The sequence below is a fragment of the uncultured Campylobacter sp. genome (assembly GCF_944323605.1).
Lineage (GTDB): Bacteria > Campylobacterota > Campylobacteria > Campylobacterales > Campylobacteraceae > Campylobacter_D.
This window is the reverse complement of record NZ_CALUTC010000007.1, coordinates 32,958-48,557: the sequence shown is the minus strand read 5'-3', so window position 1 is coordinate 48,557 and position 15,600 is coordinate 32,958. Positions and strand designations below refer to the sequence as shown.

Below are 15,600 nucleotides of genomic sequence, written 5' to 3'. Positions count from 1 at the left end.
ATAAGGATATTTCTTTGCTTAAGAGGGTATTTGTCTTACTTGCAGTTGTTTTTTTGTATCTTAAAGCTGATATGATGATATCACCTTCAGCTTTACCTGATAATATAAAACAATTCATAAGTGCAAATTTTCAAGCTTCTGTTGGCTTAGTCCAAGTTGATGGTAGCACCTATGAAATTTATTTAAGCGATGGCACAGAGCTTGAATTTGATATAGGAGGCAATTTTAAAGAAGCAAAAGCAAGATATGCTAGTCTTAATCCAAATATTTTGCCAAAACACATAGCCGCGATAATAAAAAATGAATACCCTAATGTAGCTATAATGAAAATAGAAAGAAAAATTTTATATTATGAGATAAAATTGTCAAATAATATGGAGCTTAAGATAGATAATAATGGTGTTGTATTAAGTAGAGAATTTGATGATTGATTTTAATTTAGATCTTTTATGATATTCATACCATCGCTATTTATGCTTTTACCTTTTGAATACATCTTTACAAAGGACAAAATCAAAGCGTGAAAAATTTGATAAAGCTCATAAAGTTTATAATCTTTTCCTAATAATTTGCAAAGTTTTTCTTGATTCTTTTCTACGCCACTTTCAAAAAATTCTCTACACTCATCATAGCTTTCAAACTCATATCCTAAAGCCTTAGCAAGTCTATTTGTATAAGCATCTACTACTAAAATTTCTCTACCACAAAGATAATTTAAAATGCCATCAGCACTTTCAAAACCAAGACCTTTGACACTCAAAAGCCACTGTCTATCAACTCTATTTTTAAAATCATCAAAATCTTTAAAATCAAGTTTAATAGAATTAATAAAATCTTTTATACGTTTTGACTTTGTGTTATAAAATCCACTTGGCTTTATCAAAAGTGCTAAATCTTCTTTGCTTATATTATCCAAAGCATTAAAATCGTTTATATTTGCTTTTTTTAAATTCGAAAGTGCTTTTAAGACATTATTCCAATTTGTATTTTGAGTAAGTATGATAGAAAGTAAAATTTCAAATTCGCTTAAATTGCTATTTTCAAGCCAATCAAAATTTGAAAAATCTAATTTTAAGGCGATTAATTTTTTAAAAATTTCATAGCCATTCATTTTAAAATATCCTTAAAGGCTATGTAAAACTGTTTTGCAGTTCTAGCCGAACGAGATGCTCTTAAGTGTGAAAATTCTTTTGCTTTTGAATGAAGTTCGTTTCTATCTCCTTTAAAATCCTCAAAATAAAAATCAACTAATTTTAAATACTCATCAAAAGAGCCTTGATAAAAACTTATCCAAAGTCCGAATCTATCACTTAAGGAAAGCTTTTCCTCTATCAAATCTCCAAGGTGCAACTCTCCATTTACCATACTTACTTGCTCATTATCGCTTATGTTTTCTTTTACAAGATGCCTTCTGTTAGAGCTGGCATAAAACAAAATATTATTAGGTATTTTTTCTATGCTACCGTCTAAAAGCGGTTTTAAAAATTTATAGCTATTGTCATTTTCCTCAAAAGATAAATCATCGCAAAATATGATAAATTTATAAGTTTCTTTTCTTAAATCGTCTATTATATCTACTAAAAAATGCAAATCATCTTTTGAAATTTCAACAAGCCTTAAATCTCTGTGTTTTAGCTCACAAAAAACAGCCCTTACAAGACTTGACTTTCCGCAGCCTTTTGCACCCCAAAGCAAGGTATGATGTGCTGGTTTATCGTCTATAAAATTTAAGGTATTTTGATAAATGAGTTCTTTTTGCTTTTCAAGACCAAGCAAGTCTTTAAAATAAACCTCATCTATATCATCTACAGGCTTTAAAATTTCCTTTCTAGCTCTAAAAATAGCAGCTTCATACCTTTGCCAGTCCATTTTCTTCCTTTCTAAGTCTTTGCAATATACAAGCAATGATTTCTTCATCATCTGCACTACTTGCTTTTATAACTTCTTTGCTTTCATCTCTTTTAACTAGCTGTATATTTGCTTCATATGAGCTTATTAGCTTAAATTTATCGTTAGCCAAAATTTTTATATTTATAAGATTTAAAAAATTTTTTGTATATCTATCAAGCTTACCGAATCTGTCTTCTATTTCTCCAGATATTTCATATACATCATTTACATTTTTACATTTACTAAGTCTTCTGTAAAGCTCCAACCTTAATCTATCTTCGCTTATAAGCTCCTCATTTAAAAAAGCATTTACATTTAATTTTAATTCTGTATCTTCTATATCTAGCTCTTTTCCTTTGCTAAGAATATTTATCTCATCTTCTAACATCTTAAGATAAAGACTGTAGCCAATTTGCTCTATATGTCCGCTTTGATCTACTCCTAGCAAATTCCCTCCTCCTCGAATTTCTAAATCGTGATAAGCTAAAATAGAACCTGCCCCTAAAAAAGAATTGCTTTGTAATGAATTTAATCTTTTTATGGCATCATCTTTTAAAGCTTTTTTATCTTCTATCAAAAAGTAACAATAACCCTGTCTATCACTTCTGCCAACCCTGCCTCTTAATTGGTGTAAATCAGCCATACCAAAACACTGGGAATTTTCTACTATTATTGTATTTACATTTGCCAAATCTATACCGCTTTCAACTATGCTCGTGCAAAGCAATAAATCGTATTCTTTTTCTTCAAATTTTATCATCTCTTCTTCTGTGGTTTTTGAATCGACCTTAGAATGAAGTATTAGAATTTTAAGATTAGGAAAAAGTGCCAAAAGCTTTTTTTTACAAGCTTCTATGCTTGCTATGTGATTGTGTATATAAAAAATTTGTCCAGCTCTTCTTAATTCTCTTGAAATAGCCTCTTTTATAAGTGCTTCATCGTATTCTTTTACAAAGGTTCTAACATCTAATCTATCATTTGGTGGAGTCTGTAAAACACTATATGATTTTATAGAGCTTAAAGCCTGATTTAAGCTTCTTGGTATTGGAGTGGCGGACATAGAAAGTATATGAGAATTTTGTGAGAATTCTTTTAATTTTTCTTTTTGTTTAACCCCAAATTTATGTTCCTCATCTATTATGATAAGTGCTAAATTTTCACAACTAACAGATAATAAAGAATGCGTTCCTATCACTAAACAAGCCTCATTTTTGGCTAATTTATCAAGTATTATCTTTTTATCCTTTGTGCTTGTAAATCTATCTAGCTTAAAAACCTCTATGCCAAAAGGATTCAAACGCTTTTTAGCTGTTTTATAGTGCTGATGAGATAAAAGAGTAGTTGGCACGAAAAAAAAAGAGCTATAACCACTTTTAACTACAGAAAATACAGCATTCATAGCAACCTCTGTTTTTCCAAAGCCAACGTCTCCGCTTAATAGCCTATCCATAACTCTAGCACTCATAAAATCTTGCCTTATTTCCTTGCAAACCGTTGCCTGATCTTTTGTGTATGTGAAATTTGCACTATGCTCGAAAATTAAAAGTTCCTCTAAATTTATCTTTATATCTTTTGCTTTTATTAAAGCCCTTTTTGCCGCCATAGAAACTATCTGTGAAGCTATAGCAAAAAGTTTTACGCGTAGTTTTTCTTTTAATTTTATAAAAGTATTTTTACCGAGCTTATCAAGGCTAGGGATACTAGAGTTTGAACTTATATACTTATCTATAAGATACAAATTTTCAACGGGAAGTAAAAGTTTATCATCGTTTTGATAAAGCAGACTAACAAAATCTTTTTTAACCCCTGCCACAGTTATCATTTCAAGACCCACAAATTTACCTATGCCGTAATTTTGATGAACTATAAAATCACCCTTTTTAAGCTCATCAACAATCAAGCTAGACTTAGGAATTCGTTTAATTTTTTGCTTTTTATTAAGGGAGGCAATAATATCTTTATCGCCTATAATATTTACTCTAAGAGGACTTTTTATATAAGTGATATTGGAAATATCTAATTCATTTAATAAGGCTTCATTTCTTGCTAATAGTGTTATTTTTTTATCTTTATGAAAAGCAAAAAAATCCTTGCTATATGTTGTATCCAAATCCTTATAATGCTTTGCTTGGGGAATGAGCTTAGAATTTATTATGCTTATGTCTTTTGTAAATTCATCTTGATTAAAAGTTTTTATACAGTAAAAATCAAGCTTTAAATAATCCTCAAAATCATCTACACACCAAAAAGCAAGAGAGTTAATATCGTTTGAAAGGGCATTAGAGTTTAAATGCTTAAGTTTATCTTGCAAATCATCATAAGAATCTTTAGTAAAATGTGCTAAAAATGGACATAATTCCACAAAGTCAAGCTCTGTTGGAAATGATTTTTGTGTATTTACATCAAAATACCTAATACTTTCAATCTCATTTTCAAAAAACAAAATTCTAATGGGATTATCATCGCTAATTCCAAAAATATCTACAACATCCGCACGGATAGAAAATTCAGCTTTTTCTTGAACTATATCAACGCACTCATAAGCCATTAACAATAGTTCGTTTTTAAGACTTTCTATGTCGAATTTTTTATTTTTATCTATAATAAGTGAATTTAAGTGCCTTTTAGAAGGTAATTTATTTAGCACAGTTTTTATAGGAGATATGAGAATTTTCTTTTCACTACATTTGTGATACTCATAAAGAATTTTACAAATCTCAAGAAGCTCTTTTAAAAATGGTCTTAAATCATCATTTTCATAGGCTCTAAAATCAGGTAAAACAAAACTTTTAAAGCCTAAAAATTCAGTTACTTGAGAGAGTAAATCAGCCTCCTTATCATCTTCACAAAGCAACAAGGAAGGAGATTTTTTTTGCAAAAATTCGTAAAGTTTTGCCTGCATTTTAGTTATTGTTTTCTATTAAATTTATACTCCCTACTCCATCTTTAAAGCTAGAATTTCCTATAAATTTGCCACCATTTTCTATGGCTATTTGATTTATGCTTATATTGCCATTAACAAGCCCACCAGCTAATATCTCTAAACTATCAGCACTTAGCTCTCCTTCAAATATACCGTTAACAACTACTTTTTCAGCATTTAGCTGTCCTTTTAATGTGCCTGTTTTGCCTATTATAACTACAGATTGAGACTGCACTACACCACTTATTTCACCATCTAAATGAAGTATAGAATTAAAATAAAACTGACCTTCTATCCTAGCACCAGATGATATTACCGTTGTTTCTGAGATGCCTGAGTCGACATTAGATTTATTAAAGATTGCCATGGAATTCTCCTTTCTTGTTTAAAAAATTTATCCATATTTGATCTAGTTAAATTCATAAAATAAAGAGGCTCTAAGGTTTTATTAATAAAACGAACCTCATAGTGCAAATGTGGTCCTGTTGACATACCTGTATTTCCAGAATACGCTATGTGCTGCCCCTTTTTTACAAACTGACCTGCCTGAACCACTTGCCTTCTTTCTAAATGTGCATAAACAGTTTTAAAACCGTAATTATGGAGCAAAACTACAGTATATCCATAACCATTATTATTCCAACCTGAAAATTCAACCACACCATTAGCAGGTGCATAGACGGGAGTGCCTTCAGTAGCTCTTAAATCTATACCAGCGTGAAATTCTCTTCTACTTAAAACTGGGTGTTGTCTCCAACCGTAATCACCAGAAACACCTGCATTTTTAATAGGCCAACCATTTGGAATTTGCATTAAAACGCCAATTTGTTGCTCATTTGTCAAATTTAGCTTGTCCATTCTTTCTGTTAGACTTAATTTTCTATCTACATTTAGTCCTAACTGTTCTTCAAAGTCTGCTAATTTGCTTTCTATGGAAGCATATTCTTCAGCTTTTTCAGATAAGCTCTTTTGCATATTCTCATTTTTAGAAACAAGCTCTTTGCTTCTTTGTAAAAGCTCTTCTTCTTTTTTTGTAAGCTCATCTACTTTGTTATCCAAGTATTTTATATAAAGAATAGAAGCAACAAGAACAAATACTATAAAAGAAGCTACATAAAGAGCTATTTTTTTAACTATTTGACTTAGATAAAAATGTCTAGAACCATTTATATCTGTTATTGTTATCGTAAATTTATTTAAAAGTCTTTTATGTTTTATCAAAGACTACCTTTCAAAAACTGTTCTACTAAAACGAAAGAGCCAAAAACAAGATACTGCTCATCTTCTTTTATATAATCAAAATCCTGACAAGGTATATCAAGTTGTTTAGCTAAGCTAGCTATCTCTTTAGTAGCTAGTTTTCTTTCACTTTTATAATCATAAACCATAATTTTATCAATTATAGGTTTTAAAATGCTTAATATAGAAAAAATATTTTTATCTAAAAAAGAATTGTATATTAAATTTAGCTTCTTTCCCCTAAAAAAATCACAAATAACTCTAGCCGCATCTTCATTATGTCCCACATCTACATAGATATTGTCATTTATTTTTTCACATCTAGCTTTTAATTTTAACTTATCTAAATTTTGTAAAGCATTTATAAGTTCGTTTTGAGAAAAATAAAAAGATAAAGAACTAAGAGCTAGGCTTAAATTATTTTCTAAGAATTTTGGAACTGCGTATTTTTTTATGTAAAATTCTATGTATTTTTTAAAAATTGGGTCTAAATTTGAAATTTTTAATTCACTTTCTTTTAAAAATGCTATCTTTTTTGCCATATCCAAAACATCTTTTTTTTGCTCTTTGTATATGGAAGCTTTTTTTGCCATAGTTTTAAGCTTCGTTCTTGCTATATCAAGCAAATTATCTCCTAATATATCGGTGTGGTCTAAAGATATACTCGTAAATACAGAAACATCTCTTTTAAACAAGGAGGTGCTGTCGTATTCTCCTCCAAGCCCGGCTTCAAGCACTACAAAATCGCATTCTTTAAACATAAGGGCTGCTAGAAAATTTGAATACTCAAAATAAGAAAGTTTTTCTAAATCATCTTTCATTATACTAAAAAGCTCATTATGCGTATCTTGCAAAAGCTCATCACTTGATATATCAGAATTTAAATAAAATCTCTCATTAAATTTAAATATATGCGGGCTTGTAAAATGTCCTACTTTAAAATTTAATTTTTCTAGAATTTGTGTTATAAATCTACCTGTGCTACCTTTTCCATTTGTCCCAACTATATGAAAAACATTTTGCTTAAAATCAAGATTTTTTTTGTATTTTTCAAATAATCTAAAGGCACGGAATCTATCTATACCGCTGTAAAATTGGGTTTTTCTTTCTAAAAATTCTTTAAAAGACATCAATCTAACTTCTTTAAAAGCTCATCAAGAATATTTAAATGTGGATAGCTAGATTTATCCATAAAAAATGTATTTACTACTGGTTTGACTATGTCTTGCTTGTAAATAAATCTAAAATTTTCAATAACAGTATAGCAGTCTTGAACGAAAGAAATTAATTTTTCGTATTCTATATCATTAAGTATCAAAAGATAAGATTTTTCATCTAGTATCCACAGTTCATCTTTATCCGCACATTTATCTTTCAAAAATTTCTTAAAACGAAGTAAAATTTCATTTAGGCTTGAAAGTCCGTATTTTTCCATTATATATCTATAATTACTAACAGTAAAGATACAAAGAGCATAATTTATTTTTTCCTGTATAAAATTTTCATCCATTTTTAAAATTTGTTTTTGAAGCGTCCAATCTTGTATTTTTTTATCGTCACCCATTTCTTTAATTTGGGAGAACATAGCATTCATTTTATCGTTTAAAGATATAAATTTTGATTTTAAATCATCAAAACTTAAGCTAATATTTCCTTGCTTATCTTTTTCAAGTTTGTTTATAAAATCAACATTTGTTTTGTTTAGCGAGCTAAGAGAATCTAAGAGCTTATTTAACTTTTGTAGATTTTGGTTAAAAAAACTTAGATATCTTTGAGTGAAATTTAAATCGCTATTAATTCTTTTATTAACCATTTCAAACAATTCATTTTCAAATTCATCGCAATCTTGTTTCTTAGCCAAAAGATAAGGTTTTTCTATGATATTTTTAGAAAATTTTTCTATATTTTCATTTTTGCTTAAAGAAGGTGGCAAACACATAGATATAAGCTTTGCAAACCTTTCAAAGGATCTTTGCTCAAGCTCAAATAAAAGTTTTTTAATAGTTCCTTTAAATTCGTCGTTTTTAATGCCGTATTTTCTAAGCTCTTCATCAAGCTCTAAATCTTCATATTTTTCAGCAAAATCTTGCCATTTTTTAGTAAGTAAAAAAATAGCCCTAGAATCAGTAGTCCTTAATAAAGCAGAATTTGAAGATGAAGCTAAATCCCTAACTTTTTTATCTTTGCTTACTACTAAAGCATTAAAAACTGATTCTAAAAGTTCGAAAAATTCTTTCGCTTTATCTATGTTTTTTCTATTTAGGCTAGATATTAAAAAGCTTATAAGCTCATCTAAATTTTTTACACCTCTTTTATTTACTTCTTCTTGATAACTAGGTATTAAAAGAGCTTTGTATTTATCAAGCTTTTCTTTAGAGCCACCACTTAAGCCTAATTCTTGGGATAATTCCTCGAAAACATCGCTATAGTTTTCAGGAGTTGCTTTAAGTCCTCTTTGATTTAATAAAAGCAAGGTTTGTTTAGCTATTTCACTTACCTTTGTCATACGAAAGCCCTCTCATAGCTATAATAGAAACAAATTCATCAAAAGCTTCTTCTGAAGCCGATCTTATAGCTTCATATCTCACATTATCACTTATAACGCTGTTTGGCAATATATCAAAGTCATAATCACCACTAGTTCTTATAGTATCATTTAAGCCATTTTTTAATTCTATGTTAAATTCCAAGTATAATTTAACTCTATAGGCTACAACATAGCCATTTTCATCATAAATTATCGGTTGAAAATCTAAATTTCCAACCTTAACATACATAAAATCTTCAGCTTTGCTTTTTTCAACAGGATTTTTATCAAATTTATTTATCAACACGTCTCTAACTGCATCGACCACAAATACGCTATTTTTCGGATCTTTAACAGATATATCAACCTCTAAATAAATATTATCCTGAAATACATTATCAGCCATTTTACTTGTAGGTATATAGCCACAAGCACAAAAAAATAGTGTTAATGCTAATAATAAAAACTTCATTTAACTACCAAATTAACAAGCTTTTTTTCTATATATATTTCTTTTACTATGCTCTTATCTACAAGCCATTTTGAAACCGCTTGTTTAGCTAAATCAATGATCTCATCCTTAGAACTTGAAGATGAAAGCTCTATTTCAGCTCTTTTTTTGCCATTTACACTTACTGCTAAATTTATAGTATCCTTTGTAAATACCTCATCTTTTAAGACTAATTCTTTTTTAAAATTTTCTAAATCAAAAAGTTTTTGACTTAACTCAAAGCAAACATGCGGTATTATAGGCTCTAATATATTTAATATAATATAAAAAGCTTCTTTATTTAAACTATCATTATCGACAGTATTTAAAGCATTTAAAGCTTCCATACACGCTGCTATTAAAGTGTTGAAAGCGAAAGTTTTTTCATATACTTCATATGATTTTTTAAGTGCTTCATAAACCTTTAATCTAGCATATTTTTCTTCTTTGCTAAGCTCGTTTTGAACTATATCTAAACTAGCATTTTTAGATACTCTTAAAGCTCTTTCATATAGTCTATTTATAAATTTATAAGAACCTTCTAAGGCGTCATCATTCCATTCAAGTTCCTTTGCAGGTGGTGCTGCAAAAAGGATAAAAAGCCTTGCTGTATCGGCTCCATATTTATTGATAATATCATCAGGATCTACAACATTTCCTTTTGATTTGCTCATTTTTGCACCATCTTTTATAACCATACCTTGAGTTAAAAGTCTAGCAAAAGGCTCATCATCTCGCAAATATGACATATCTCTTAAAGCTTTTTGAAAAAATCTAGCATAAAGCAAATGAAGTATAGCGTGTTCTATACCGCCTATATATTGATCCACATTTAACCAGTAAGAAACACTTTTTTCATCAAAAGCCTTTTCATTCCAAGTTTTTTCATCACTTGCGAATCTAGCATAATACCAAGAACTTTGAAAAAATGTATCCAAAGTATCGCATTCTCTAATGGCTTTTTGTTTGCACTTAGGACAAATACAGTCCTTCCAAGTTGGGTGCTTTTCAAGTGGGTTTCCTTCTCCTGTAATCTCAACATCATCTGGCAATGTTATAGGCAAAGATGAAAGTTCGCAAGGAACTATGCCACACTTTTCGCACCTTATCATAGGTATAGCAGCTCCCCAATACCTTTGTCTAGAAACACCCCAATCCCTTATTTTATAATTTACAACTTTCTTGCCAATAGACAAGGTTTCAAATTTATGGATAATTTTTTCTCTAGCTTCATTACAATCAAGTCCATTAAATTCATCGCTATTTATCAAAATGCCTGATTTATCTGAATAGGGCTTATCGTTGATTGCTTCGCCGTTATTTTGTATAACCTGTTTTATAGGAAGTTTGTATTTCTTAGCAAAATCAAAATCTCTTTCATCGTGTGCAGGGACTGACATAACAGCTCCACTTCCATAATCAATCAAAACAAAATTCGCTACCCAAACTGGAATTTTTTCATTGCTAAGAGGATGAATAGCATAAAGATTCAAAAAATAACCCTTCTTTTCATCACTTTGTCTTTCTTTTGGGCTTTGATTTTGCATAGCTTTTATATTTGTTATAAGCTCTTCGTCTATAAGTTTTTTGTCAATAAGCTCATTTACTATCTTGTGTTCTGGTGCAATGGCTACATAACTAACTCCATAAATCGTATCTGCTCTAGTTGTAAAAACCTCAAAACTCTTTGTATCAAGCTCTATGCTATCATCAAGCTTAAAAGAAAATTCTAAGCCAAAACTCTGCCCTATCCAATTTTCTTGCATTGTTAAAACCTGATTTGGCCATTTGTCTTGTAATTTTTTTAAATCATCTAAAAGCTCTTTTGCATAAGATGTTATTTTTACATAATAACCAGGCATTTTTTTTTGAATTACTTCATTCCCACATCTCCAGCATTTTCCATCTTCAACTTGCTCATTAGCTAAAACAGTTTTATCATTTTCACACCAATTCACAGTAGCTTCTTTGGTATATATAAGCCCTTTTTCATACATTTTTATAAAAAATTCTTGCTCAAATTTAGTGTAAATTGGGTCTGAAGTAGCTAGCATTCTCTTTCTTGAGAAAGAAAAACCTAAAGAAAAAAGCTCATTTTTCATATAGTCTATATTTTCATAAGTCCATTTTTTTGGGTGAATTTTATGTTTGATAGCTGCATTTTCAGCAGGCATACCAAAGCTATCAAAGCCTATAGGATGTAGCACGTTAAAGGATTTTTTTCTATAATACCTAGCTAGAGCATCGCTTATGCTGTAATTTCTAACGTGTCCCATATGAATTCTACCACTTGGGTAAGGAAACATAGACAGTATGTATTTTTTTTCTAGCTTGTAATCATCTTTTGGCTCGAAATAATCTTCATTTTTCCAAATTTCTTGCCATTTTTTTTCAATCTCTTTTGCATTATAAGACATTAAACGCTTCCTTTTTCATAAAGTGCTCTTTGCTTTTCTTTTTCAGCTCTAGCTTTTTCTTTTTTAATTTCTTTTTGCCTATAATCAAGCACGGAAAATTTAAACCAAAGCAATGCAGGACTAGCTACAAATATAGAAGATAATGTGCCAGCTATCATACCTACCATCAATGCTAATGCAAAGCCTTCTATAGTAGATCCTCCAAATAAATAAAGTATTATTACAGTAGCTAAAGTAAGACCTGAAGTAAGCACTGTTCTTGATAATGTAGCGGATACAGCTTCATTTATAATAGGTGAGAATTCTGTATTTTTACTAGTTTTTATACCCTCTCTTATCCTATCAAAAATAATGATAGTATCATTTAAAGAGTAACCAAGCACCGTTAAAACGGCTGCTAAGATATCCAAATTTACATCTATTCTAAATAATGAAATAGCTCCAAGAGTTATGATAACATCGTGAATTTCAGTTATTATAGCAGCCATAGCAAAACGCCATTCAAATCTTATAGCTATATATATCAATATAGCTACTAAAGAAACTATAATAGCCATAAGCCCTTTTTCTCTAAGCTCATCACCAACCTTAGGTCCGACTACATCAGCCCTTCTAATCTCAAAATTTCCAGTGTCTTTTAAATAGCTAGAAATTTGCTCAGCTATATCCACACCAACATTTTCACTGCTACCTAAAAAACGTATATTTACCTCATTTTCGCTACCAAACTCATTTACTGAGAGATTTTGAAATTCGCCCTTTGCCTCTAAAATTTCTCTAATCTGTGATATAGGTGCTGCTTCATCGTATCTTAGCTGTATAAGCGTTCCTCCAGCAAAGTCTATACCATACTGAAGCCCTCTATCAAAAAGTAGATATATAGAGCCAATCACCAAAAATCCTGAAATAGATATAGCAGCAAAACGCATTTTCATAAAATCATAAATTTTCTTTTGACTAAAAAATTGCATTATTTTTTCCTATATCCAAACCACAGCACTGTGTTATTACTTTTTTCTATATTTTTCATAAAAAATTCAAACAAACCATGAGTTCCCCAAATGGCAGTTATCATAGATACTATTATGCCTATGCCTAAAGTTACGGCAAAACCTTTCACAGGTCCAGTCCCGTAAGCATAAAGTGCAATGGAAGTAACTAAAGAAGTAATATTTGAATCTATGATAGCACTCATAGCGTTTTTATAGCCATTTTCTATACTCTGCCTTATTTTTACACCGTCTCTTAAAAGCTCTCTTATACGTTCATTTATAATAACATTTGCATCCACAGCCATACCTACAGTTAAGACAAGTCCAGCCATTCCCGGTAAGGTAAGAGTGGCATCAAACATAGCCATAACGGCTATTATGGCTAAGATATTAACAACAAGAGCCATATTTGCAAAGATTCCGGCTATGCCATAATACATAATCATAAAAATAACTATAAATATAGAAGCACCAATTAAAGCTATCATACTAAGTTTTATGCTATCTGCACCAAGTGATGGTCCTATGCTTCTTTGTTCAAGTAAAACAACAGGGGCAAGCAAAGCACCACTTCTTAAAGCTACAGCAACATCTCGTGCTTCTTCTTGCGTGAAAGAGCCGCTTATTTGACCGCTACCGCCACCTATTCTTTCGTTTATAGAAGGAGCAGAATAAACCTTGTTATCAAGCACTATGGCAAGTCTTTTACCAACATTTGCCCCCGTATAATCAGCAAAAATTCTAGCTCCTTGAGAATTTAATGTAAAATTTATAACAGGAGAACCACCTTGCTGTGAAAAAGCCACAGTTGCATCTGTTAAGGTAGAGCCGTCTAAAACTGGTATGCTTTTTAAGGGATACTTGATATTTTCATTTTTAGCATCACTTAGTATAACAAGACCGTAGCTAGCCGCTTCAGCTTCGCTCATATAAGATGCTTGTGCTAGTTTAGTATCATCTACTTCCATAAGCTGAAGATGTGCTGATGTAGTAATCCTTTCTCTAGCTCTTAACTCATCTTCTCTAGTTTTAATACCAGCTAGTTCAACTAAAATTTTATCCTCGCCCTGCTTTGCAACCGTTGGCTCTGCAAGTCCAAAACCATCAAGCCTATTTCTTATGGTTTGAACAGCTTGTAAAAGTGCATAATCTTTAGTAGCTTTTGTTTCTAATTCATTTAAGCTTATCTTATAATGCATATTGATAAAGTCTATATTTAAACCCTGTATATCTTTTAAAACAAGATCTATTTTTTGTTTATCATTTTCATCATACACATCAAATTCTATAAATTCTCCATTTATTTTTAGATTATCAACCAACATTTCTTGTTTTGTTATCTCGTAGTTAAGTGCTGAAGCTATTGATTTTATCTTAGATTTTATAGCCTCATCATTATCTACTCCTAAAAGCATATAAAGACCGCCTTGCAAATCAAGTCCTAAATTTATTTTTTTTCCACTTTGAGTTTGAAACAAAGACGGTATAGAAAAAATTATAGAAAGGACTAAAACTAGTATAAATACAATTAAACGGTAGCTTATTCTTGAGCTATTCATCAATCTTCTTTGCTATAAAATCTCTAGAAACTTTTACTATAACATTCTCATCATTAAGCTTAACTTTGATAAAATCATCCTCAGGTTTTACGACTTCACAAATAAGTCCGCCACTGGTAATAATCTTATCGCCTTTTTGCAAGGACTCGAGCATTTGTCTATGTGCCTTTGCTTGTTTTTGTTGTGGTCTTATTACCAAAAAATAAAATATTGCAAAAAGCACTATTAGGGGAAGTAATGAGCTTAAAAGTGAACCTTGTTCCATTTTTTTTTCCTTTTGTGAAAAAATTAAATTATAATTCTAACAGTTTTAAAATAATAAAAGCCTTTTTTATAGCTTTTTTAATTTCAAATTTTATATATATTTCATTTTTTGAAAATTTATTTTTAGAATTTTTATCACCATTTTTAGCAATATACGGTCTTATACTGCTTTTAAGAGGCGATTCTAAGGTATATTTTTATAGTGGTTTTTTTATAGGCATTTTGTGGTTTTGGTGGATAGGGCTTTCTTCTATTTATTTTAATCTTACTTGGATTATACCATTTGAAATTTTGGCTATAGCCCTTGTGTATGGGATTTTATTTAGAATTTGTTATATTTTTAAATTTGATTTATTAAGACTGGCAGCCATTTTCTGTTTAAGCTTCGTGCATCCGCTTGGGTTTGACTGGTTAAATTTCAATGTTTTAACTGTATATGGCACATTTGATGCTAATTATAGAGGTGCTATTTGCATATTTTTAATAGCGTATTTTTACTATGAAAAATATATATCTAGATATTACAAAATGGCTATTATAACATTTTTGTTTTTTCTTGGAATGCAATACGATGACAAAGAATCTCAAGAATTAAATTTAAACTATAAACTAGTAAATACAAATATATCTCAAAATCAAAAACACCTAGCACAAAATTTACAAAATTATTCTGATGATGTTTTAAATGAAGTTTTTAAAGCAATAACAGATAAAAAAGAGCTTATAATTTTTCCTGAAACTAGCTTTGTTTTTGATTTAAAAAATGATTTTAACTCTATGTATTACGAGCTTTTAAAAGAATTATCAAATGATATTACTATAGTAGTAGGTGCTTTAAGCACTCAAAAAGATAAAGTTTATAACAGCACTTACATCTTTAAAAACAAAGAAGTTAATATTATGCATAAGCACTACTTGGTTCCATTTTCTGAAGAAATTCCTTTTTTAAAAGACTTTTTTACGAAATACTTATTACCGGGTTTTGAAGGCTTTGCTAAAGGAAAAGAATTAAATCAATACGAGCTTAATGGACAAATAATAACAAATGCGATTTGTTACGAGGTTACCAAAGAAAAAATATACAAATCATCTAAAATAATAATAGCTATTTCAAACAATGCTTGGTTTAAACCATCTACACAAGCAATACTACAAAAAGCTTTAATAAAATTTTATGCTAGCAAATATGGCGTAACAGTTTATCATTCAACAAATGCAGAAGAAACAGCGGTTATAAAGCCTAAAATTTCACTGTTTAAGCATTATGTATTAGAGCCTATAAAAAGATTAGAAAAAGAT

General features: G+C 30.0%; 13 protein-coding genes and 1 pseudogene. 2 read left to right on the top strand and 12 right to left on the bottom strand.

The genetic code is table 11. The annotated features are described in order from the left end of the window. Nucleotides 1-14: 14 nt before the first annotated feature. Nucleotides 15-431, top strand: a complete 417-nt coding sequence (locus tag Q0J35_RS05305; protein ID WP_297193828.1) for a PepSY-like domain-containing protein — start codon at nt 15-17, stop codon at nt 429-431. Between the two features lie 2 nt (nt 432-433). Here the strand turns inward: Q0J35_RS05305 and Q0J35_RS05300 are convergent, their stop codons facing one another. From Q0J35_RS05300 to yajC, 12 genes are read right to left on the bottom strand one after another with little or no spacing between them, the layout of a single operon-like run. After that, nucleotides 434-1,111 carry a 3-methyladenine DNA glycosylase gene (locus Q0J35_RS05300; RefSeq protein WP_297193826.1) on the bottom strand — a complete coding sequence of 226 codons (678 nt, stop codon included), beginning with the start codon at nt 1,109-1,111 and terminating at the stop codon, nt 434-436. Then, nucleotides 1,108-1,869 (bottom strand): ATP-binding protein, encoded by a 762-nt coding sequence (locus Q0J35_RS05295; protein WP_297193823.1) that lies wholly within the window; start codon nt 1,867-1,869, stop codon nt 1,108-1,110. The genes Q0J35_RS05300 and Q0J35_RS05295 overlap by 4 nt, the downstream gene beginning before the upstream one ends. After that, nucleotides 1,850-4,792 (bottom strand): DEAD/DEAH box helicase, encoded by a 2,943-nt coding sequence (locus Q0J35_RS05290; protein WP_297193821.1) that lies wholly within the window; start codon nt 4,790-4,792, stop codon nt 1,850-1,852. Before Q0J35_RS05290 ends, Q0J35_RS05295 begins: the two co-directional genes overlap by 20 nt. A 1-nt stretch (nt 4,793) precedes the next feature. After that, nucleotides 4,794-5,180, bottom strand: coding sequence for a polymer-forming cytoskeletal protein (locus Q0J35_RS05285; RefSeq protein WP_297193819.1), 387 nt, complete (start codon nt 5,178-5,180; stop codon nt 4,794-4,796). After that, the gene (locus Q0J35_RS05280) at nt 5,126-6,031 is read right to left on the bottom strand and encodes a M23 family metallopeptidase (RefSeq protein ID WP_297193909.1); all 906 of its coding nucleotides are present in this window, start codon (nt 6,029-6,031) and stop codon (nt 5,126-5,128) included. Before Q0J35_RS05280 ends, Q0J35_RS05285 begins: the two co-directional genes overlap by 55 nt. Next, nucleotides 6,031-7,182: a Mur ligase family protein gene (locus tag Q0J35_RS05275; RefSeq protein WP_297193905.1), complete on the bottom strand. Its 1,152-nt coding sequence runs from the start codon at nt 7,180-7,182 to the stop codon at nt 6,031-6,033. The genes Q0J35_RS05280 and Q0J35_RS05275 overlap by 1 nt, the downstream gene beginning before the upstream one ends. Continuing rightward, nucleotides 7,182-8,558, bottom strand: a complete 1,377-nt coding sequence (locus Q0J35_RS05270; RefSeq protein WP_297193817.1) for a hypothetical protein — start codon at nt 8,556-8,558, stop codon at nt 7,182-7,184. Before Q0J35_RS05270 ends, Q0J35_RS05275 begins: the two co-directional genes overlap by 1 nt. Then, entirely contained in the window at nt 8,542-9,051 is a 510-nt protein-coding gene (lptE, locus tag Q0J35_RS05265; RefSeq protein ID WP_297193813.1) for an LPS assembly lipoprotein LptE, read from the bottom strand. The genes Q0J35_RS05270 and lptE overlap by 17 nt, the downstream gene beginning before the upstream one ends. Then, the gene (gene leuS, locus Q0J35_RS05260; RefSeq protein ID WP_297193811.1) at nt 9,048-11,486 is read right to left on the bottom strand and encodes a leucine--tRNA ligase; all 2,439 of its coding nucleotides are present in this window, start codon (nt 11,484-11,486) and stop codon (nt 9,048-9,050) included. The genes lptE and leuS overlap by 4 nt, the downstream gene beginning before the upstream one ends. Further along, entirely contained in the window at nt 11,486-12,457 is a 972-nt protein-coding gene (gene secF / locus Q0J35_RS05255; protein WP_297193809.1) for a protein translocase subunit SecF, read from the bottom strand. Before secF ends, leuS begins: the two co-directional genes overlap by 1 nt. Next, the gene (secD, locus tag Q0J35_RS05250; protein WP_297193807.1) at nt 12,457-14,037 is read right to left on the bottom strand and encodes a protein translocase subunit SecD; all 1,581 of its coding nucleotides are present in this window, start codon (nt 14,035-14,037) and stop codon (nt 12,457-12,459) included. The genes secF and secD overlap by 1 nt, the downstream gene beginning before the upstream one ends. After that, entirely contained in the window at nt 14,030-14,302 is a 273-nt protein-coding gene (yajC, locus tag Q0J35_RS05245; RefSeq protein ID WP_297193805.1) for a preprotein translocase subunit YajC, read from the bottom strand. Before yajC ends, secD begins: the two co-directional genes overlap by 8 nt. Here yajC and Q0J35_RS05240 point away from each other — a divergent pair. Next, nucleotides 14,275-15,546: pseudogene (locus Q0J35_RS05240) on the top strand (apolipoprotein N-acyltransferase); the annotation flags it as partial. The gene yajC and the pseudogene Q0J35_RS05240 overlap by 28 nt on opposite strands. Between the last annotated feature and the right edge of the window lie 54 nt (nt 15,547-15,600).